Genomic DNA, 21,469 nt, shown 5'->3' with positions numbered 1-21,469 from the left:
CCATGCAAGGCGCATCGCTTCGTCATCAGCCCTCCGCACCCGGTCGCAAGCCGGTGCCGCGGGGTGCCAGCCGAATGGTGGCCAAGGAGCCGATGTCGGCGCGCCTGCCGAAAGCCAATTTTGGTTTTCTCAAGAGCCTGTTCTGGCCGGTGCTGCTGGTGGCGCTGGGGTTCGGCACCTATGAAGGCGCGCAACGACTGCTGCCTTATGCCGACCGGCCGATCGCCCGGATCAACGTCCAGGGCGACCTGAGCTACATCAGCCAGCAGGCGGTGCAGCAACGGATTGCCCCGTACGTGGCGTCGAGCTTCTTTACCATCGACCTGGCGGGCATGCGCACCGAGCTGGAACAGATGCCCTGGATCGCCCACGCCGAAGTCCGCCGCGTCTGGCCGGACCAGGTGTCGATCCGCCTGGAAGAACAACTGCCGGTGGCCCGTTGGGGCGATGAATCGCTGTTGAACAACCAGGGCCAGGCGTTCACCCCACGGGAGCTGGCCAACTATGAACATTTGCCACAGCTGTTCGGCCCGCAGCGGGCTCAGCAACAAGTGATGCAGCAGTACCAGGTGTTGAGCCAGATGTTGCGGCCGTTGGGCTTCTCCATCGCGCGCCTGGAATTGCGCGAGCGCGGCAGCTGGTTCCTGACCACTGGCGCGGGCAGCTCGGGGCCGGGCATCGAACTGCTGCTCGGACGCGGCAACTTGGTGGAAAAGATGCGCCGTTTCATCGCCATCTATGACAAGACGCTCAAAGAACAGATCACGAACATTGCGCGCATCGATCTGCGCTATGCCAACGGCCTCGCTGTTGGCTGGCGCGAACCTGTAGCGCCGACGACGGCCGTACCCGCCGTCGCGAAGAATTAAGAAGAGGCAGGACCCATGGCAAACGTGCAAAGCGGAAAAATGATCGTCGGTCTCGATATCGGCACCTCCAAGGTGGTAGCGCTGGTAGGCGAAGTCGCGGACGACGGCACGCTGGTCATCGTCGGGATCGGCACACACCCGTCCCGTGGCTTGAAAAAAGGCGTGGTGGTGAACATCGAGTCCACTGTGCAATCGATCCAGCGCGCCATCGAAGAAGCGCAGCTGATGGCCGGTTGCCGGATCCACTCGGCGTTCGTCGGCGTGGCGGGTAATCACATCCGCAGCCTGAACTCCCACGGCATCGTGGCGATCCGTGATCGCGAAGTCAGCTCCGCGGACCTTGAGCGCGTGCTCGACGCGGCCCAGGCCGTGGCGATCCCGGCCGACCAGCGGGTGCTGCATACCCTGCCGCAGGATTACGTGATCGATAACCAGGAAGGCGTGCGCGAGCCGCTGGGCATGTCCGGGGTGCGCCTGGAAGCCAAGGTCCACGTGGTCACCTGCGCGGTGAACGCGGCCCAGAATATCGAGAAATGCGTGCGCCGCTGCGGTCTGGAAATCGACGACATCATCCTCGAGCAACTGGCTTCGGCCTACTCGGTGCTGACCGACGACGAAAAAGAACTGGGCGTGTGCCTGGTGGACATCGGCGGCGGCACCACCGACATCGCGATCTTCACCGAGGGCGCCATCCGCCACACCGCGGTGATCCCGATTGCCGGCGACCAGGTGACCAACGACATCGCCATGGCGTTGCGCACCCCGACCCAATACGCCGAGGAAATCAAGATCCGCTACGCCTGCGCCCTGGCGAAACTGGCCGGTGCCGGTGAGACCATCAAGGTGCCAAGCGTCGGCGACCGTCCGCCGCGTGAGCTGTCGCGCCAGGCTTTGGCCGAGGTGGTCGAGCCGCGTTACGACGAGCTGTTCACGCTGATCCAGGCCGAGCTGCGTCGCAGCGGCTACGAAGACCTGATCCCGGCCGGCATCGTGCTGACCGGCGGTACGTCGAAGATGGAAGGCGCGGTCGAGCTGGCCGAAGAAATCTTCCACATGCCGGTGCGCCTGGGCGTGCCCCATGGCGTCAAGGGCCTGGATGACGTGGTACGCAACCCGATCTATTCCACCGGCGTCGGCCTGTTGATGTACGGCCTGCAAAAACAGTCCGACGGGATCTCGTTCTCAGGCATCGGCAGCCGCGACAGCTACAGCAGCGAAGAGCCAAAGGCACCGCTGTTCGAGCGGCTCCAGGCGTGGGTCAAAGGCAATTTCTGATAAAGGTTCAAAAACTTCACGCGCCGGGTTTCAGGCCTGGCGCTGGAAGGCGGCAACAAACGCAGTAGGCGAAAAAACTAGAGAATGAAAGGAGAGGGAAAATGTTCGAACTCGTAGACAACATCCCCGCTAGCCCGGTTATCAAGGTAATCGGTGTCGGCGGTGGCGGCGGCAACGCTGTCAACCACATGGTCAAGAGCAACATCGAAGGCGTCGAGTTCATCTGCGCCAACACCGATGCTCAAGCGCTGAAAAACATCGGCGCGCGGACCATCCTCCAACTGGGTACCGGCGTGACCAAGGGCCTGGGTGCTGGCGCCAATCCCGAAGTCGGCCGTCAGGCTGCCCTGGAAGACCGCGAGCGCATCGCTGAAGTCCTGGCCGGCACCAACATGGTGTTCATTACCACTGGCATGGGCGGCGGTACCGGTACCGGTGCAGCCCCGATCATTGCCGAAGTGGCCAAGGAAATGGGGATCCTCACCGTTGCGGTGGTGACCCGTCCGTTCCCGTTCGAAGGCCGCAAGCGCATGCAGATCGCCGACGAAGGCATCCGCGCGCTGAGCGACAGCGTCGACTCGTTGATCACCATCCCCAACGAGAAGCTGCTGACCATCCTTGGCAAAGACGCGAGCCTGCTGTCGGCGTTTGCCAAGGCCGATGACGTACTGGCCGGTGCCGTTCGCGGTATCTCCGACATCATCAAGCGTCCGGGCATGATCAACGTCGACTTCGCCGACGTACGCACCGTGATGTCCGAAATGGGCATGGCGATGATGGGCACTGGCTGCGCCAGCGGTCCGAACCGTGCGCGCGAGGCCACCGAAGCGGCCATCCGCAACCCGTTGCTCGAAGACGTCAACCTGCAAGGCGCTCGCGGCATCCTCGTGAATATCACCGCCGGTCCCGACCTGTCCCTGGGCGAGTACTCCGACGTGGGTAGCATCATCGAAGCCTTCGCCTCCGACCACGCGATGGTCAAGGTCGGCACCGTAATCGATCCCGACATGCGCGACGAGCTGCACGTGACCGTGGTTGCCACCGGCCTGGGCGCGAAAATCGAGAAGCCGATGAAGGTGATCGACAACACCGTGCAGACCTCCCTGGCTTCGCAGCCACAACAGCAAGCCCCCGTTCGTCAGGAACAGCCTGCGGTGAACTACCGTGACCTGGACCGTCCGACCGTCATGCGCAACCAGGCCCAGGCCGGTGCTGCGACTGCCGCGAAGATGAATCCGCAAGACGATCTGGATTACCTGGACATCCCGGCCTTCCTGCGTCGTCAGGCCGATTGATGAAATGTATCAGGGGGATACGGGTGATTGGTGTTCAGCAAAGGTCTGGTCTGCTATCATCGCCAGCCTTTGTTGATACCAGTTCGCAATTTGCGCTGAAGCGGCCCATGCCATGATTAAACAACGCACCCTGAAGAATATTATCCGTGCCACAGGCGTCGGTCTGCACTCCGGCGAGAAGGTCTACCTGACCCTCAAGCCCGCGCCTGTCGATACCGGCATCGTGTTTTGTCGTGCCGACCTCGACCCTGTGGTGCAGATTCCTGCTCGCGCGGAAAACGTTGGTGAAACCACTATGTCGACCACGTTGGTCAACGGTGACACCAAAGTGGACACGGTGGAGCATTTGCTCTCGGCCATGGCTGGCCTGGGCATCGATAACGCCTACGTCGAGCTCTCCGCGTCCGAAGTCCCGATCATGGATGGCAGTGCCGGACCCTTCGTATTCCTGATTCAATCGGCTGGCCTGGAAGAGCAGGACGCCGCCAAGAAGTTCATCCGCATCCTGCGGGAAGTGACCGTGGAAGATGGCGACAAGCGCGCCACTTTCGTCCCTTTCGAAGGTTTCAAGGTGAGCTTCGAGATCGATTTCGATCACCCGGTTTTCCGGGACCGCACCCAGAGTGCAAGCGTGGATTTTTCCAGCACTTCGTTCGTAAAAGAAGTCAGCCGCGCCCGTACCTTTGGTTTCATGAGTGACATCGAGTACCTGCGCAAGCACAACCTCGCACTCGGCGGCAGTGTTGAAAACGCGATCGTGGTCGATTCCGATGGTGTCTTGAACGAAGACGGCCTTCGCTATGAAGACGAATTCGTCAAGCACAAGATCCTCGATGCAATTGGTGACCTCTACCTGCTGGGCAATAGCCTGATTGGTGAGTTCAAGGGCTTCAAGTCCGGCCACGCACTGAACAACCAGCTGCTGCGCAAGTTGATTGAGCAGAAAGATGCCTGGGAAGTCGTGACGTTCGAAGATGCCAGCACCGCACCAATCTCTTACATGCGCCCGGTTGCGGCGGTGTAAGTAAAAAACCTCTCTAGTTTTTTGAAGGCTGCCTTTGGGTGGCCTTTTTTTATGGGCTGGTTATCTTGGTGTATATCCGTTGCTTCGGTAACGGCCAGCTACGGTTCCGCTCTTACAGGCCCAGCGCGGCTATCCCGGCATCCATGCCGGGATGCCCACTGCGCAATGCCTGCGTTCGGCCTTCGTGGTTAACGGGGCGCCCAGATCAAACGCCGACGAGGCCTTATAGCCGACCTGTTCTTTGCGGCCATACTCCACCCCAACTGTGGGAGCGGGCTTGCTCGCGAAGGCGGCCTCACAGCCGACCTGTTTCTTTGGTTGTACCTCAATCCAATGTGGGAGCGAGCTTGCTCGCGATGACGGTCTGTCAGAAAAACCTGTACTGAATGACACGACGCCTTCGCGAGCAAGCCCGCTCCCACAGGATGAATGCAGTCACCGAAACCAGGTCGGCTTTAAGGCCGCCTCGGCCTGCCTGGGGTCTTGGGCGCCTTTCAAAAGTGACCCGCGTTAAAAGCGGAACCGAAGAAACGGACATACACACAAAAGCGGACAACATCACATCGCACAAACCACCCGATTGCGCCCACTCGCCTTGGCCTGGTACAGCGCCTTGTCCGCAGCGAGCAGCAATTGCTGGACTTCGCCATAGGGCCCCTGCGCCCAGGTCGCGATGCCAATGCTGACTGTCATCGGCGCGTCACCGGTTAGGGTGGCTGGCAGTTGCTCCACCGCCTCGCGAATGTTCTGGGCCATGGTGAATGCGCCGGCGGTGGTTGTCTCGGGAAGTATCACCGAGAACTCTTCACCCCCGTAGCGCGCCGCGAGGTCGGCGGGGCGGCGCACGTGTTGGGTGATGACCTGGGCCAAGGCCCGTAGGGCCGCGTCACCGCGCGGGTGGCCGTAGCGGTCGTTGAATGCCTTGAAGTGGTCCGCATCGACCATCAACACCGACAGCGGCTGGCCTGAACGCTGGGCTCGCAGCCATTCCTGTCGCAGGGTTTCATCCAGGGTGCGGCGGTTCGCCAGGCCGGTCAACGCGTCAACGGATGCCAGGTGGGCCAGTTCTCTTTCGGCTCTGTGGCGGCGTCTCAGTTCGCGACGTAGCCTCCAGGTGAGCCAGAGCAAACCGATGCACAGAGCACCCGTAGCGCCACTGACCAGCAGCGCGGTTCGTTCCCAGGAGGCGAACACCGAGTTGGAGGACAGCGCCACGACGACGATCAGCGGCAGGTCGCCTACCTGGGAAAAGGTGTACAGGCGCAATGTCTGGTCGGTGCTGGAGATGGCGGTGAAGCTGCCGTTGCCTTCGCGCAGGATGCGGATGAAGTTGGGCCGTTTGCCGTAGTCCCGGCCAATCATGTCTTCGGCCAGAGGCGGTTCCTGCGCCAGGACAATGCCGTCGCGGCTGACCAGGTTGACCGTGCCGCCGTGGCCGATGTTCAGGCTTTTGAACAACTGGCTGAAGTAGCTCAGGCGCATCGCGGCCTCGGCGACCCCGAGGAAACCACCTTGGTCATCGTTCAGTCGATAGCTGAAGCTGATGCGCCAGTCGTGCTCGCCGCTTCTGGCCCGGAACGGCCGACTGATCATCATGCGCGGACTCGGGTCCTGGACATGGGACTGGAAATATTCCCGGTCGGCGTAGTTACCCTTGCGCGGCTCGACCGAGGCCGAGTCGGCGATCACATCGCCGCGCTTGTCGAGCAGCAGGATGTCGCCTTTATAGGGGGCGGCGGTGGCGCGGTCGAACAGCGCAAGATGGCGGATCGTCGGCGACACGCCTTGCAGGTCGTCGCGTTTGGCGGCGGCAATCAGGCCTTGCAGTGACAGGTCGTAGAGTTCGACATTGCGCAGCACATCGGCATCGATCAGTTGCACGATGTTGGTCGCCGCACGCGTTGCATCCTGCTGGGCGCTGGCGTGTTCGCGAATCAACAGGAAGGTCACGATGCTCACGATGGCAACGACCACCAGGGAGCTGGCCAGTACGAGTACGCGTTCCGAACGGATCGGAAGCGGGGTGTTGCCGGGTGTCGCACTGCTCGCGCTCATGGTTCGGGTGTCTGCATTATCGTGTGGCTGGGATCCGTCCCAAAGGGTCGCATCACCGGCAATGAACCAGATGCTGGCCTTTTGCTGAATTGTGCTTGGATCGGCGAGAGCGGGCAATCGGTGTTCGCGCAAAACCGATGGGAGTCAGGGCAATTGCGGGACATTTTGATCCAGCTGGCTTTCGCCCAGCATTCAATGGCCTGGGAAACCGTGCGAAGGCGATCCAGCCTTGAGAGGTGTCAGGCCGGCAAGCGGATCCCGAACGTGTTGGCGCCTTGCTCACTGTGCACGAATACGTCCCCGCCATGCATCAAAGCGATTGCCTTGACGATGGCCAGGCCCAACCCGTGGTTGGCGCCGCTGTTGCTGCGCGAGGCGTCGACCCGATAGAAGCGTTCGAACAGGCGCGGCAGGTGTTCGCCGGCAATCGGTTCGCCGGGGTTGGTGACGGCGAGGGTGATCTGGTCGTCGTCGGCCTCGATGCGCACGTCGATGACCTGCCCGGGCGCGGTGTGCTGCACGGCGTTGCTCAGCAGGTTGATCAGCGCCCGGCGCAGGTGGGCGATCTCGATGTTGGCCTGGGCGTCGCCGCTGACCCGGACCCGGACCTGGGCGTCTTCGAGAATGAAGTCAAGGTAATCGAGGGTGGTCGCCACCTCGCCGGCCAGGGAGGCGTTGGTCAACTTGGTGGCCTTGCTGCCCTGGTCGGCGCTGGCGAGGAACAGCATGTCATTGATGATCGAGCGCAGTCGCTCCAGCTCTTCGAGATTGGATTGCAGGACTTCGAAATAATGTTCGGCCGAACGCCCGCGGGTCAGGGCCACCTGGGTCTGGCCGATCAGGTTGGTCAGGGGCGAGCGCAGTTCATGGGCAACGTCGGCGTTAAAGGATTCCAGCCGCGAGTAAGCCTGTTCGACCCGGTCGAGGGTGGCGTTGAAGGAACTGACGAACTGGTTCAGCTCCGGTGGCAGCGGTGACAGGCGCAAGCGCCCGGACAAACGTGGAGGCGCCAGGCGCCGGGCCTCCTCGGACAGCTTGATCAGCGGCTTGAGGCCAACGCGCGCCACCCAGTAACCCAGCAACGAGGCCAGGACCACGCCGATAATCGCCAGGCTCACCAGCGCCACCAACAGCTGATGCTGGGTCTGGTAGAACGTCTCGGTGTCGATGCCGATCATGAAACGCAGCGGCGGACGCTGGTCCTTGGCGGGGAACTGGCTCACCAGTACTTTCATCGGGTAGTGCCGGTGGGGCAGCTTGAGGTCGCGTTTGCCCAGTGGTCCTGCGGCGAAGGCACGGATCTGCTCATCGGGATCGCCATACTCATACTTCGCGTCACCGCTGATGATCCAGAAATGGATGCGCTTGTCCTCTTCGCCGAGCAAGCGCAGTTTGTTGTGGATCTTGACCCAGTGCTCGGGCGTGCCGTAGCGGCCTACCGTGGATTCGAGCACGCTGTAGCGGGCATCGAGTTCGGCTTCGGGCAACAGGCCCAGGCCTTTTTCCACCTGCTGGTACAACGCACCGCCAATCAACAGGAACACCAGTGCCGCCACGAGCGTGAACAGGCCGCTCAGGCGCAGGGCAATGCTGTTACTCATCGCGGCTCTCGAGCACATAGCCCATCCCGCGAATGGTGTGCAGCAGCTTTTGTTCGAAGGGACCATCGAGCTTGGCCCGCAGGCGCTTGATGGCCACTTCCACCACGTTGGCGTCGCTGTCGAAGTTGATGTCCCAGACCATTTCGGCAATGGCGGTTTTCGAGAGGATTTCACCCTGGCGCCGGGCCAGGACGCTGAGCAGAGAGAACTCCTTGGCGGTCAGGTCCAGGCGCTGGCCGGCGCGGGTGGCCTTGCGGCTGATCAGGTCGATCCACAGGTCGGCGATGCTCACTTGCACCGGTTCATGGCCGCCGCTGCGCCGGGTCAGGGCTTGCAGGCGGGCCACCAGCTCCAGGAAGGAAAACGGCTTGCCCAGGTAATCGTCGGCGCCGTCGCGCAGGCCCTTGATGCGGTCTTCGACCCGTTCGCGGGCCGTGAGCATGATCACCGGCGTCTGCTTGCGCGCACGCAGGGCCCGCAGCACACCGAAGCCGTCCAGGCCCGGCAGCATCACGTCGAGCACGATCACCGCGTAGTCGGTTTCCAGGGCCAGGTGCAGCCCCTCGATGCCGTCCGGCGCTACATCCACGGTGTAGCCCTGTTCGGTCAGGCCACGGTGCAGGTAGTCCGCGGTTTTTTCTTCGTCTTCGATGATCAGAACGCGCATGGCCCCGCCTCAGTCTGTGGTCGTCAGCGCCGTGGCTGGCGCGGGCTCAGGTGGAAGGGGGCGCCGATGGAACAGCCGCTCGAGCCCTAAGTATATGACCGGTGTGGTGAACAACGTCAGCGCCTGGCTCACCAGCAGGCCGCCCACCACCGCGATGCCCAGGGGCTGGCGCAGCTCTGCGCCGGGGCCATAGCCGAGCATCAGCGGCAGGGCGCCGAGCAGGGCCGCCAGGGTGGTCATCATGATTGGCCGAAACCGTGTCAGGCAGGCCTGGAAAATCGCCTCCTGGGGCGCCAGCCCGCGGTTGCGCTGGGCGTCGAGGGCGAAGTCGATCATCAGGATGCCGTTCTTCTTGACGATGCCGATCAACAGCACCAGGCCGATCAGCGCCATGATCGAAAAATCCTGGCCCAGCAGCCAGAGCATGATCAGCGCGCCGAGGCCGGCCGAGGGCAGGGTGGAGATGATTGTCAACGGATGCACGAAGCTCTCGTAGAGCACGCCGAGGATGATGTACACCGCCACCAGCGCGGCGAGGATCAGCCACGGCTGGCTGGCGAGGGAACTCTGGAACGCCTGGGCCGCGCCCTGGAAGTTACCGGTGATGGCGGCCGGCATGCCGATCTCGTTCTTGGCCTGGTCGAGCATGCGCACCGCGTCTCCCAGCGCCACGCCCGGCGCCAGGTTGAACGACAGGTTGGCGGCCGGGAACATGCCGTCGTGGGCGATGGACAGCGGGCCGTTGCTTGGCGCATCGAAGCGGGCCAGGGCCGAGAGCGGCACCATTTCCCCGCTCAGGGGCGAGCGCAGGTAGAAGTACGCCAGGCTTTCGGCCTTGCCGCGCTGGCGGGTGTCGAGCTCCAGAATCACGTTGTACTGGTTGGTCTCGGTCTGGAATTCATTGATCTGGCGCTGGCCGAAGGCATCGTACAGGGCTTGGTCGACATCCGTGGCGGTCAGGCCGAAGCGCGCCGCCGCGCTGCGGTCGATATTGATGTGGGTGACGCTGCCGCCCAGTTGCAAATCATTGGATATGTCGCGGAACGCCGGATTGCCGCGCAGCTTGTCGGTGAGTTTCTGCGCCCAGGCGTTGAGGCTCGGCCCGTCGTTGCTCTTGAGCACGTACTGATACTGGGCGCGACTGGGACCGGAGCTGAGGTTGATGTCCTGCCCGGCCCGCAGGTACAGCACTACGCCGGGAATCTTCAGCAACTGGGGGCGAATTCGATCGATGAAGCCGCTGGCCGACACATCACGCTGGTCCCGGGGCTTGAGGGCGATCCAGAAGCGGCCGTTGGCAATGGTCTGGTTGCTGCCCGAGACGCCGACGGAGTGCGAGAACGTCTGCACCGCCGGGTCGGCGGCAACGATTTCGGCCAGGGCCTTGTGCTTGGCTACCATGTCCGGGAAGGACACGTCGGCGGCGGCTTCGCTGGTGCCGAGCACCAGGCCGGTGTCCTGCACCGGGAAGAAACCCTTGGGGATGAACACGTAGCCGACCACCGCCAGCGCCAGGGTCAGGCCGAACACACCGAGCATCAGCTTCTGATGGGCCAGGGCCCGACGCAGGCCATGTTCATACCAGCCCACCAGGCGCTCGCCGAACCCCGGTCGGGCGTGGGCATGATGCACCGGGGCGCGCATGAACAGCGCGGCCAGTGTCGGCGCCAGGGTGAGCGAGACCACCACCGAAATCAGGATGGTCGAGGTGGCGGTCAAGGCAAACTCCTTGAACAGCCGCCCGACCACGCCGCCCATGAACAACAAGGGAATGAACGCGGCAATCAGCGAAAAACTGATGGAAACCACCGTGAAGCCGATTTCCCCGGCGCCCTTGATCGCCGCTTCGCGCATGCCGTCGCCGGCCTCCAGGTGCCGGTGGATGTTTTCCACCACCACGATCGCATCGTCCACCACGAACCCCACCGAGATGACGATTGCCACCAGGGTCAGGTTGTTGAGGCTGAACCCCATGACGTACATCAGGGCGAAACTGGCCGTCAGCGAAACCCCCAGCACCGCCGAGACGATCAAGGTGGCCGAGAGCTGGCGCAAAAACAGCGCCATCACCGCCACCACCAGCAGCACGGCGATCAGCAGGGTCAGTTCCACTTCATGCAGCGAGGCGCGAATGGTCTGGGTGCGGTCGATCAACACCTTGACCTGCACCGCGGCGGGCAACATGGCTTGCAGGGCGGGCAACGCGGCCTGGATGCGGTCGACCGTCTCGACGATGTTCGCCCCCGGTTGTCGGAAAATCACCAGGTTGACCCCCGGTTCGTCGTCGGCCCAGGCCTGGACGTAGGCGTTTTCCGAGCCGTTGACCACCTTGGCGATGTCCCGGAGATGAACCGGCGCGCCATTCTTGTAGGAGACGATCAGCTCTCCGTATTCCTCGGGCTCGAACAGCTGGTCATTGGTGGAGAGGGTGGAAATGCTCGATTCACCGTACAGCGCACCCTTGGCCAGGTTGAGGCTGGCCTGTTGCAGGGCCAGGCGGATGTCCGCCAGGGTCAGGCCGATGGCCGCGAGTCGGTCGGCCGAAGCCTGGACGCGGATTGCCGGGCGCTGTTGGCCGGTGATATTGACTTGCCCTACACCATCGATCTGGCTGATCTGACGCGAGAGCAGGGTCTCGACGTAGTCGCTCAGTTCCGTGCCGGGCATCAGGGTGGAGCTGATGCTGAGGATCAGCACAGGGCTGTCGGCGGGGTTGACCTTGCGCCAGGTCGGCAGGTTCGGCATGTCGTTGGGCAGCTTGCCGGCGGCGGTGTTGATGGCTGCCTGGACTTCCTGGGCGGCGGTGTCGATGCTTTTGTCGAGGCTGAATTGCAGGATCAGGTTGGTCGAGCCCAGGGCGCTGCTGGAGGTCATCTGGGTAATGCCGGGGATCGCGCTGAATTGCACTTCCAGCGGGGTTGCCACCGAGGAGGCCATGGTTTCGGGGCTGGCGCCGGGCAGCTGGGCGTTGACCTGGATGGTCGGGAACTCCGCCTCCGGCAACGGCGCGACCGGCAGCTTGGGAAACGCGATAAAGCCCAACAGCACCAGGGCAAAGGTCAGCAGGACCGTGGCGATGGGGTGGTCGATGCACCAGGCCGAAACCGAACCACGGCCTTTCATGGTTGCGGCTCCGAGGTCTTGGCCAGGGCCGGTGGGGCGCTCAGGACCTGGATGCTGGAGCCCGGCTTGAGCCGCGACTGGCCGTCGCTCACCAACTGGTCGCCAGCGTTCACGCCTTGGATGATCTGCATGTCACTGTCCTGGTAAACCGTCTTGACCGGCACGCTCTCGACCTTGTCGCCCTTGACCCGATACACGAAGTGCTGCTCCAACCCGCGTTGGACGACGGTCGGCGGCACCACCAGGGCACCCTTGTCGATAGCAGTCTGGATCTTCAGGGTCACCAACTGCCCGGGCCACAAGCGTTGCGCGGCGTTGTCGAACTCGGCCTTGGCCCGCAGGGTACCGGTGTTGGCGTTGATCTGGTTGTCGATGAGGCTCAGGCGCCCCTCGCCGAGCAGTTCCCCTGAGGAGGTGCCCTCGGCCCCGATGTAGGCCTTGACCAAGGCCTGGTCGGGGGCCGCGATCAATCGCTGCAGGGTGGGCAGCATTTGCTGGGGCAGGGAAAACTCCACGGCGATCGGGTCGATCTGGGTCACGGTAAACAGGCCGTCGGCGTCACTGGTGCGCAGGAAGTTGCCTGGGTCGACGTTGCGAATGCCAACGCGGCCGGACACGGGGGAGCGGATCTGGGTGTAGGACAGTTGCACCTGGGCCGCATCGATGGCCGCCTGGTTGCCCTGGGCGGTCGCCTTGAGTTGATTGACCAGTGCCTGTTGCTGGTCGTAGGTCTGCTTCGATACGCCGTCATCGACGCTCAACAATTTATAGCGCTTGAGATTGACCTGGGCCACCACCAGCTGTGCCTGGCTCTCGCCGAGCTGGGCGCGGGCTTGGTCGAGGCTGGCGCGGATCGAGCGGTCGTCGATGGTCGCCAGCAGGTCACCTTTCTTGACCAGTTGACCTTCCTTGACCAGCAGCTGGGTGAGGATGCCATCGATCTGCGGGCGGATGACCACGCTGTGCAGCGACAGCACCGTGCCGATGCCACTGGCAAAGCGCGGCACATCCTTTTGCTCCACGCTGACGACCCGTACCGGAACGGCGGCGGGGGCTGCGGTTTTGTGAGCGACAGGTCTTGTGACAAACCAGAGGGCCAGCGCCGCCAGGGCGACCAGGAGCGCAACGAGCAGGACGGTTTTCTTCTGGGTGTGCATGGATGTGGAGCGCCGGTTCGGGACGATAGGATTGTGATTGTTCTTATATAGCGTTGCGAGGCGGTCAGGAAGGTGACGCTCAACTGACAGGCTTGTCAGTTTTGTCCTGCATTACTGTCAGACCGGCGGTGAGGCTGGGCGAATCTGCCGGATGCATTGCGATTGCGGGCAGGTATACTGCCGTCTTTCGCGGCCCGCTCACCTGGGCCGACCTGCATGGATTGTGGGGCTGCTGCGCAGCCCAGCGGGAGCAAGCTCCCTCGCCACGGATTGATGTCCCACCCTCACTGAACAGTATTGACATGACTTCCCAGACACCGTCGCCCGTCGACGAACAGGTCGAGCTGCGCGACGGCGATGCGGCCAACGCAGAAAACATCCAAGCGTCGATCCCGGCCTTCAAATTCCCGTTCAAGCCCGGCGAACTGGCCGCAGCCAAAGGTGCTGCGCAGCAGCCGTGGTACAAGAACGGTGCGAAGAATGGCCACACCAAGACCCCAGGCGCTGCGCCTCCCGGCACACGCCGCTCGATGGGCAAGCGCTGAATTTCTCATCTGGCGCCCGCCCGCGACTTCAGCTCGCGACCCGGGCGCCCGCCAGGCTTCCGCTCAACTCATAGGCCGTCAGCTCGGCCTGGTGCGCCGCGAGAATTTCCGGCAATGAACCGCGCAGGTATTCGACCCAGGTCTTGATCTTCGCGTCCAGGTATTGGCGCGAAGGGTAGATCGCGTAAAGGTTCAGCTCCTGGGAGCGGTAGTTCGGCATGACCCGCACCAGCGTGCCGTTGCGCAGGCCTTCGATGGCCGCGTAGACCGGCAGCACGCCTACACCCATGCCGCTGGTGATCGCGGTTTTCATGGCGTCGGCGGAATTCACCAGGAACGGTGAGCTGTTGATGGTCACCATCTCCTGGCCCTCGGGGCCATCAAACACCCATTTTTCCAGCGGAATGACCGGGCTGACCAGGCGCAGGCATGCGTGGTTGAGCAGGTCGCTGGGCTTTTGCGGGCAGCCGCTGGCTTTCACGTAGGCCGGCGACGCGCAGACGATGCTGTAAGTGATACCCAAGCGCTGGGAGACGAAGCCTGAATCCGGCAGCTCGCTGGCCAGCACGATGGACACGTCGTAGCCCTCGTCGAGGATGTCCGGGACGCGGTTGGCCAGGGTCAGGTCGAAGGTCACGTCCGGGTGGGTCTTGCGATACCGGGCAATGGCGTCGATCACGAAATGCTGGCCGATACCGGTCATGGTGTGGACTTTCAACTGGCCGGCGGGGCGCGCATGGGCATCGCTGGCCTCGGCTTCGGCTTCCTCGACGTACGCCAGGATCTGCTCGCAACGCAGCAGGTAGCGTTTACCGGCCTCGGTCAACGCAATGCGGCGGGTGGTGCGGTTGAGCAGTCGGGTTTGCAGATGGGCTTCCAGGTTGGAAACCGCACGCGAGACGTTGGCCGTGGTGGTGTCCAGTTGCACGGCGGCGGCGGTGAAACTGCCGGCTTCGGCAACACAGCTGAACGCGCGCATGTTTTGCAAAGTGTCCATGGGGGGCTCTCTTGGGAGGTAGCAAATTGTGACATGAAGTTACGGCGATACCGACCCCGACTTACGGATTATCGCGTTAACGGTAACAAAGATTCGCAGAAAGGCCGGCTTATCGCCGGTGGGTGGCGTACCTAGAATTGCCAGCATTGTGGCTTGGGTCCGTCTGGAGTCTGGCGCGCATCCTGTGGGAGCGGGCTTGCTCGCGAAAGCGGTGTGCCTGTGACCGGTGATGTTGAATGTCAGTCCCTCTTCGCGAGCAAGCCCGCTCCCACAGGTTCTCGATTCTCTCTCCTAGGAAATTGTCGCAAGTGCCGCGTTGCATCAGCAGAGAGCTGAAGACTCTCAGTGTTTGGGTTCTGACGTCAGCCATCAGCGGTTGCATCGGGACAGGAGGGATTGCGCCGCAAGGCGAGGCGTTGCCGGCCAATCAGCTGGCCACCGACGCCGCGATCCGCGAGGCCGCCTACGACGCCCACTGGCCGCCCCGTCAATGGTGGACAGCCTATGGCGATCCGCAACTGGATCGCTGGATCGAGCTGGCCGTGCAAGACAGCCCGAGCCTCGCCATGGCGGCGGCCCGGGTGCGTCAGGCCAAGGCCCTGGCAGGGGTGGCCGAGGCGGCCGAGTCGCTGCAGGTCAACGCGGACGTGACCCTCAAGCGGCACAACTGGCCCACCGATCAGCTCTATGGCCCTGGCGAATTGGCCAACACCACCACTTGGGACAATAACGCGGGCCTGGGCCTGAGCTACGCCTTGGATCTCTGGGGGCGCGAACGCAATGCCAGCGAGCGGGCGGTCGATCTGGCGCACATGAGCGTGGCCGAGGGACGTCAGGCGCAACTGGAGCTGCAGAACAACATCGTGCAGGCCTACATCCAGTTTTCGCTGCACTACGCCCAGCGCGATATCGTCGCCGCGACGCTGCGTCAACAGGAGCAGATTCTGCAACTGGCGCAAAAGCGCCTGGACGGCGGTATCGGCACTCACTTCGAAGTCAGCCAGGCCCAGGCGCCGCTGCCCGAAACCCATCGACAACTCGACGCGCTCGATGAAGCCATTGCCTTGAGTCGCAATCAGTTGGCCGCGCTGGCGGGCAAGGGACCGGGCGAGGGCGCGCGTCTGCAACGCCCGACGCTGGCCCTTGGCGCGCCGTTGAAACTGCCTTCGACCTTACCCGCTGAACTGCTCGGCCAGCGTCCGGATGTGGTTGCCGGGCGCTGGCAAGTGATGGCCCAGGCCCGAGGCATTGATGTGGCTCGCGCCGGTTTCTATCCGAACGTCGATCTGGTGGGCAGCATCGGCTACATGGCGACCGGTGGGGGGGCGCTGGAGTTTCTGACGGGCAAGAAGCTCACCTACAGCGTCGGGCCGGCCATCTCATTGCCGATTTTCGACGGTGGGCGCCTGCGTTCGCAGTTGGGTGAGGCGGCGGCGGGCTATGACGTCGCGGTCGCACATTACAACCAGACTCTGGTGAATGCGCTCAAGAGCATTTCCGACCAGCTGATCCGCCGCCAATCCATGGACAAGCAACAGGCCTTCGCCGCTGAATCGGTGGCTGCGGCCCAGCGCACCTACGACATTGCCATGGTCGCCTTCCAGCGCGGCTTGACCGACTACCTCAACGTGCTCAATGCCCAGAGCCTGCTGTTCAAGCAGCAACAAGTGCAGCAACAGGTGGAGGCCGCACGGCTGAGTGTGCATGCCGAGTTGGTGACTGCACTGGGTGGCGGGCTGGACGCCGGTAGCGACACCGCACCCGAACCCACTTCCCTGAGTCAGGCACCGTGGCGAGGGAGCTTGCTCCCGCTGGACTGCGCAGCAGTCGTTGTACCTGCAAGTGGGTGCTGTGCACCCAAGCGGGAGCAAGCTCCCTCGCCACAATGCTGAGTACCATGCGCCGACTGTACCGCCTCGAATGGCGCCGGGGTTTCTACGACTGGGCCCGCAGCGACGGGGTGACCTGGATCTACATTTTCAAGGTCCTGTTCGCCGCGTTCCTGACGCTGTGGCTGGCGATGCGCCTGGAGCTGCCGCAACCGCGCACGGCGATGATCACCGTGTTTATCGTGATGCAACCCCAGAGCGGCCAAGTGTTCGCCAAGAGTTTCTATCGCTTCCTCGGCACCCTGGCTGGCTCGGCGGTGATGGTGGCGCTGATCGCTTTGTTTGCCCAGAGCACCGAGCTGTTCCTCGGTTGCCTGACGATCTGGGTCGGCATCTGTACAGCGGGGGCAGCGCGTTACCGCACCTTCCGGGCCTACGGTTTCGTGCTGGCCGGCTACACCGCGGCGGTGATCGGCCTGCCAGCCCTGGCGCATCCGGAAGGTGCGTTCATGGCGGCGGTCTGGCGGGTGTTGGAAATTTCCCTGGGGATTGTCTGCTCGACCCTGGTCAGCGCCGCGATCCTGCCGCAGACCGCCAGCGCCGCGATGCGCAACGCCCTGTACCAGCGCTTCGGGGTGTTTGCTCTGTTCGTTACGGACGGGTTGCGCGGACGTAGCCAACGCGAGGCGTTCGAGGCCGGCAATGTGCGCTTCATTGCCGAGGCCGTCGGCTTGGAAAGCCTGCGCAGCGTTACCGTGTTCGAAGACCCGCATATGCGTCGGCGCAACGGTCGGCTCAGTCGCTTGAACAGCGAGTTCATGGGCATCACCACGCGCTTCAATGCCTTGCACCAGTTGCTCGAACGTCTGCGCAGCAGCGCGGCGGAGCATGTCGCCGACGCCATCAAGCCCGGCTTGTACACGCTGGCTGAATTGCTCGACGGCTTCGGTGGTCGAGCCCTCACCGACGCCGATGCGGCACGCCTGGCGATGGCGCTGGCCGAGTACAAAGCCGAGCTGCCGGCCCAGGTGCGGCGGCTGCGGGCGTTATTTCAGGAAACACAGCCAAGCGATGCGCAGCAGCTGGATTTCCACACCGCCTACGAGTTGCTTTATCGCTTTGTCGACGACCTGCACAGCTACGCCCTGACCCACGCTTCCCTGGCCGATCACCACCATGAACGGGAGCGCTGGGACGAGCCCTTCGTGCCGCAGACCAACTGGCTGGCGGCTGCGGCCTCGGGGCTTCGCGCTGCGTTCATTCTTGCTTTACTGGGCAGCTATTGGGTCGCCACCGCCTGGCCGAGTGGCGCGACCATGACCATGATTGCCGCGGCCACGGTAGGGGTGTCGGCCGCCACGCCGAACCCCAAGCGCATGGCGTTCCAGATGGCGTGCGGCACCCTGCTCGGCGCGCTGGTCGGTTTCGTCGAGATGTTTTTCATCTTTCCGCTGATCGACGGTTTTCCGTTGCTCTGCGTGATGCTGGCGCCGGTGATCATGCTCGGCTCGTTCCTCAGTTCGCGGCCGCAGTACGCGGGGGTCGGGCTGGGGTTGCTGATTTTCTTCTGCACCGGCTCGGTGCCGGACAACCTGACGGTCTACAACCCTTACGCCTTCATCAACGACTACCTCGCGATGATCCTCGGCATGCTGGTCTGTGCCGCCGCAGGGGCGATCATCCTGCCGCCCAACAGCAGCTGGTTATGGCGCCGGCTCGAACAGGATCTGCGTGAACAAGTGGTGTCTGCCATCAGCGGCAAGCTCAAGGGCCTGGCGTCGGGTTTTGAAAGTCGCCCCCGGGATCTGCTGCACCAGGCCTATGGGCTGGCGGCCGGGCAACCCCAGGTGCAGCGAGACTTGTTGCGCTGGATGTTCGTGGTGCTGGAGATCGGTCACGCGATCATCGAGTTGCGCAAGGAGCAGGCGATTCTGCCGGAACATCCGGCCTATGCCGAAAGCCAGCCGTGGCGCCAGGCGATCCGCGTGATGGGACGGGCGCTGGTACGCCTGTTCCGTCAGCCGAGCCCGAGCAATCTGCAACGCGCCCTGGTGGCGGTGAACCAGGCCATCAACCGCGTGCAGTCCACCGACGAACCCTTCGCGCCGCATTTCGACACCTCGGCCCTGCGTCGGGTGAAAAGCTACCTGCATTTCATCCGCACTTCGTTGCTCGACCCGCAATCACCGTTGGCGGCCTACGCCGCACCGCTACGCCAGGAACCTGAACATGCCCCGTGAGATCGCCTTCCATGGCGTGTACATGCCGACCATGACCCTGATGTTTTTCATCGCCGCCGGCCTTGCCTGGGCGTTGGATCGCTTGCTGTCCGGGCTGGATTTGTACCGCTATTTCTGGCACCCGGCGCTGCTGCGCCTGAGTCTGTTTACCTGTCTGTTCGGCGCGCTGGCGCTGACGGTCTACCGTTGAGATCGATGCGATGAAAAAGTTTTTCAGCCTGTTTGCGACGCTGCTGGTGCTGGCCCTGGCGCTGTGGATTGGCCGCACGCTGTGGGAGCACTACATGAACACCCCCTGGACCCGCGATGGCCGGGTGCGAGCCGACATCATCAATGTCGCGGCGGACGTCAGCGGCGAGGTGGTCGAAGTGCCGGTGCGCGACAACCAGTTGGTGAAAAAGGGCGACCTGCTGATGCGTATCGACCCCGAGCACTACCGCATCGCGGTGCAACAGGCTCGCTCACTCGTGGCGTCGCGCAAGGCCACCTGGGAAATGCGCAAGGTCAATGCCCATCGCCGCGCCGACCTGGACAGCCTGGTGATCTCCCGGGAAAGCCGCGATGACGCCAGTAACATCGCCGACTCGGCCCTGGCCGACTACCAGCACGCCCAGGCACAGCTGGAAGCTGCCGAGCTGAACCTGTCGCGCACCGAAGTCCGCGCGGCGGTGGATGGCTACGTCACCAACCTCAACGTGCATCGCGGCGACTATGCGCGCATCGGCGAGGCGAAAATGGCCGTGGTCGACATGAATTCATTCTGGGTCTACGGCTTCTTTGAAGAAACCAAGCTGCCCAAGGTCCGAATCGGCGATTCGGCGCAGTTGCAGTTGATGAGCGGCGAGCTACTCAAGGGGCATGTGGAAAGCATCTCCCGCGGCATCTACGACCGCGACAATCCTCAGAGCCGCGAGCTGATCGCCGACGTCAACCCGACCTTCAACTGGGTCCGCCTGGCGCAGCGTGTGCCGGTGCGAATTCATCTGGATGAAGTGCCGGAGGGTGTGCTGCTGGCGGCGGGGATGACCTGTACGGTGGTGGTGGAAAACCAGGCCGGGCGGTGATCGGTGGGAGCGGGCTTGCTCGCGAAGGCGGTGGGTCAGTCGACGAGGATATTGGCTGGACTGACGCTTTCGTCGGATCGCCGCCCGGAGCAAGCCCGCTCCCACAGTGGATGTGTGGTGTATTTGGGATCTGGTGGCATGCCACGGGCTCTGTGGGAGCAAAGCTTGCTCGCGATAGCGTTGGTTCAGCTTGCATTGATGTTGGATGTGCCGCCGTCATCGCGAGCAGGCTCGCTCCCACAGAGTCTGCGGTGGGCTTGGAGTCACCGATCGTCTGTGGCGAGGGAGCTTGCTCCCGCTGGGTGGCGAAGCCGCCCCAAAAGGACCTTCAGGTCAAAGCGAGCCCCCCAGGCCAAACCGTTTCCTCAAGCCCTTCTCCAGCAACCCCTTGGGCAGCCAGCCGGCCATCAGCGGCAGTGACCGGCTGCCGTTGCCCAGGCGCAGCAGGCGCGGGGGCTTGGGTTGTTGCACGGCCTTGAGCAGTCCAGCGGCGAATTCGCTGGCCGGGGTAGGGTTGTCCTGGGACGCCTTGGCCCGGGCGCGGATGCCGTCGCGCAGCGGCCACCAGGGCGACTGTTCGCTGATCAGTTGTTCAGCTTCATGGCCCGCATTCCTGGCAAAGCTGGACGCAATGGCGCCGGGCTGGACCTCCATCACCCGAATCCCAAACGGCGCCAGCTCCATGCGCAGCGCATCGCTCAGGGCGTGCACGGCAGCTTTCGAGGCGCAATACGCCCCGGCAAACGGCGTGACCAGCACCCCGGACACGCTGCCGATATTCACCACCAGGCCCTTGGCCCGGCGCAGCACCGGGAACAGTGCGCGGGTCACCCCGACGATGGCAAACACATTGGTTTCGAACTGACGCTGCATCGCCGGTACACCGCCATCCAGCAGGGGGCCCATGGCACCGTAGCCGGCATTGTTGATCAGTACGTCCAGGCCGCCGTGCTGCTGGTTGATCCGCTCGCTCAACTGCTCCAGCGCCGGGCCATCATTCACGTCCAACTGAACGGCGGTAAACCCGGCAGCGCCCAGCGCCGCCACATCCTCGGCTTTCCGCGCAGTGGCCCAAACCTGATACCCGGCAGCCTTGAAGGCATCGGCCAGGGCGCGGCCGATGCCGCTGGAACATCCGGTGATCAACGCGACAGGCATGGCGCATTCCTTGTGCAAGAAAGTGGAGGAGTGGAATCAGTTGGAGAAGCTACCGTGCAATCGCTCGGCGCGAAACTCCAGGCTCTGTGCACGATAACCGGGGCGCAGTGGCGGCAGGGGCAGGCAGTCCTGCCAGCTGGCGCCCGGTTGCAGTTCGCCGGGGCCACGGTAGCGCGGTGCATCGTAAGGGTTGTCGGCCAGGTTGATGGTGTCCCCGGGGGCGTAGGCCGCGATCCGCCAGCGCAACTCAACCAGCGGCACGTCGTTGCCGTTGTTCAGGGTCAACGCCAGGGGACGGTCGGCGGGGCAGTGTCCGGGGGCATAGGTCACCCGCAGTTCCAGGCGATCCAGTTGCCGGTTCTCGCGGTTTTCCTGCCAGAGCACCCAACCGGCGACCAGGCCCAGCCCGACGAACGCCGCCATGGAGACTGGCAACGCCTTGGCCGGGTAGCGCAACAAGAGGATAAGCCAGGTGATAACCAGCAAGACGCCGATAAGCATGTTGGAAGCCTCCGAGACCGTAGGCACATCCTACCGAGGAGGCGGGCAGTGTTGAAGCGCCGTTGTGCG

17 protein-coding genes are annotated in these 21,469 nt (G+C 63.4%); 9 read left to right on the top strand and 8 right to left on the bottom strand.

All coding sequences use genetic code 11. The features are described from left to right. Nucleotides 1-2: 2 nt before the first annotated feature. From RGM2987_RS18790 to lpxC, 4 genes are all read left to right on the top strand, one after another. Entirely contained in the window at nt 3-869 is an 867-nt protein-coding gene (locus RGM2987_RS18790; protein WP_245144145.1) for a cell division protein FtsQ/DivIB, read from the top strand. A gap of 15 nt (nt 870-884) precedes the next feature. Beyond that, complete coding sequence (ftsA, locus tag RGM2987_RS18785) at nt 885-2,144, top strand: cell division protein FtsA (protein ID WP_058542749.1); 1,260 nt, start codon at nt 885-887, stop codon at nt 2,142-2,144. Between the two features lie 101 nt (nt 2,145-2,245). Beyond that, nucleotides 2,246-3,439 carry a cell division protein FtsZ gene (gene ftsZ / locus RGM2987_RS18780; protein ID WP_245144143.1) on the top strand — a complete coding sequence of 398 codons (1,194 nt, stop codon included), beginning with the start codon at nt 2,246-2,248 and terminating at the stop codon, nt 3,437-3,439. 112 nt (nt 3,440-3,551) lie between these two features. Then, entirely contained in the window at nt 3,552-4,463 is a 912-nt protein-coding gene (lpxC, locus tag RGM2987_RS18775) for a UDP-3-O-acyl-N-acetylglucosamine deacetylase (protein WP_030139673.1), read from the top strand. 558 nt (nt 4,464-5,021) lie between these two features. Here lpxC and RGM2987_RS18770 read toward each other — a convergent pair. The 5 genes from RGM2987_RS18770 to RGM2987_RS18750 form a co-directional block, all read right to left on the bottom strand. Further along, entirely contained in the window at nt 5,022-6,518 is a 1,497-nt protein-coding gene (locus RGM2987_RS18770; protein WP_245144140.1) for a sensor domain-containing diguanylate cyclase, read from the bottom strand. 239 nt (nt 6,519-6,757) lie between these two features. Continuing rightward, nucleotides 6,758-8,119, bottom strand: coding sequence for a heavy metal sensor histidine kinase (locus RGM2987_RS18765; protein WP_245144137.1), 1,362 nt, complete (start codon nt 8,117-8,119; stop codon nt 6,758-6,760). Then, complete coding sequence (locus RGM2987_RS18760) at nt 8,112-8,786, bottom strand: heavy metal response regulator transcription factor (protein ID WP_245144131.1); 675 nt, start codon at nt 8,784-8,786, stop codon at nt 8,112-8,114. The genes RGM2987_RS18765 and RGM2987_RS18760 overlap by 8 nt, the downstream gene beginning before the upstream one ends. Nucleotides 8,787-8,795: 9 nt before the next feature. Further along, nucleotides 8,796-11,909 carry a multidrug efflux RND transporter permease subunit gene (locus RGM2987_RS18755; RefSeq protein ID WP_245144124.1) on the bottom strand — a complete coding sequence of 1,038 codons (3,114 nt, stop codon included), beginning with the start codon at nt 11,907-11,909 and terminating at the stop codon, nt 8,796-8,798. Further along, nucleotides 11,906-13,066, bottom strand: coding sequence for an efflux RND transporter periplasmic adaptor subunit (locus tag RGM2987_RS18750; protein ID WP_245144116.1), 1,161 nt, complete (start codon nt 13,064-13,066; stop codon nt 11,906-11,908). The genes RGM2987_RS18755 and RGM2987_RS18750 overlap by 4 nt, the downstream gene beginning before the upstream one ends. Before the next feature lie 302 nt (nt 13,067-13,368). On the opposite strand from RGM2987_RS18750, the gene RGM2987_RS18745 reads away from it, so the two are divergent. Then, nucleotides 13,369-13,611: a hypothetical protein gene (locus RGM2987_RS18745; RefSeq protein ID WP_245144107.1), complete on the top strand. Its 243-nt coding sequence runs from the start codon at nt 13,369-13,371 to the stop codon at nt 13,609-13,611. A gap of 28 nt (nt 13,612-13,639) precedes the next feature. On the opposite strand, the gene RGM2987_RS18740 is transcribed toward RGM2987_RS18745, so the two are convergent. Continuing rightward, complete coding sequence (locus RGM2987_RS18740) at nt 13,640-14,608, bottom strand: LysR family transcriptional regulator (RefSeq protein WP_245144099.1); 969 nt, start codon at nt 14,606-14,608, stop codon at nt 13,640-13,642. A 308-nt stretch (nt 14,609-14,916) separates the two neighbouring features. Here RGM2987_RS18740 and RGM2987_RS18735 point away from each other — a divergent pair, with 308 nt between their 5' ends. From RGM2987_RS18735 to RGM2987_RS18720, 4 genes are read left to right on the top strand one after another with little or no spacing between them, the layout of a single operon-like run. Beyond that, the gene (locus RGM2987_RS18735; protein ID WP_245144091.1) at nt 14,917-16,500 is read left to right on the top strand and encodes an efflux transporter outer membrane subunit; all 1,584 of its coding nucleotides are present in this window, start codon (nt 14,917-14,919) and stop codon (nt 16,498-16,500) included. 5 nt (nt 16,501-16,505) lie between these two features. Then, a complete protein-coding gene (locus RGM2987_RS18730; protein WP_245144086.1) occupies nt 16,506-18,677 on the top strand; it encodes an FUSC family protein in 2,172 nt (723 codons plus the stop codon). Beyond that, nucleotides 18,667-18,867: a DUF1656 domain-containing protein gene (locus RGM2987_RS18725; RefSeq protein WP_245144080.1), complete on the top strand. Its 201-nt coding sequence runs from the start codon at nt 18,667-18,669 to the stop codon at nt 18,865-18,867. The genes RGM2987_RS18730 and RGM2987_RS18725 overlap by 11 nt, the downstream gene beginning before the upstream one ends. A gap of 10 nt (nt 18,868-18,877) precedes the next feature. Beyond that, nucleotides 18,878-19,741 carry an HlyD family secretion protein gene (locus RGM2987_RS18720; protein WP_245144078.1) on the top strand — a complete coding sequence of 288 codons (864 nt, stop codon included), beginning with the start codon at nt 18,878-18,880 and terminating at the stop codon, nt 19,739-19,741. A gap of 333 nt (nt 19,742-20,074) precedes the next feature. On the opposite strand, the gene RGM2987_RS18715 is transcribed toward RGM2987_RS18720, so the two are convergent. Next, on the bottom strand, nt 20,075-20,899 hold the full coding sequence (locus RGM2987_RS18715; protein ID WP_245144076.1) for an SDR family oxidoreductase: 825 nt from the start codon (nt 20,897-20,899) through the stop codon (nt 20,075-20,077). 36 nt (nt 20,900-20,935) lie between these two features. Beyond that, a complete protein-coding gene (locus tag RGM2987_RS18710; protein WP_245144074.1) occupies nt 20,936-21,400 on the bottom strand; it encodes a multidrug transporter in 465 nt (154 codons plus the stop codon). Nucleotides 21,401-21,469: the final 69 nt, after the last annotated feature.

Origin of the sequence: Pseudomonas sp. RGM2987 (assembly GCF_022952855.1) — a bacterium.
Classification (GTDB): domain Bacteria; phylum Pseudomonadota; class Gammaproteobacteria; order Pseudomonadales; family Pseudomonadaceae; genus Aquipseudomonas.
Note: the sequence above shows the minus strand (reverse complement) of the source record. Positions and strands in the feature narration are given on the sequence as shown.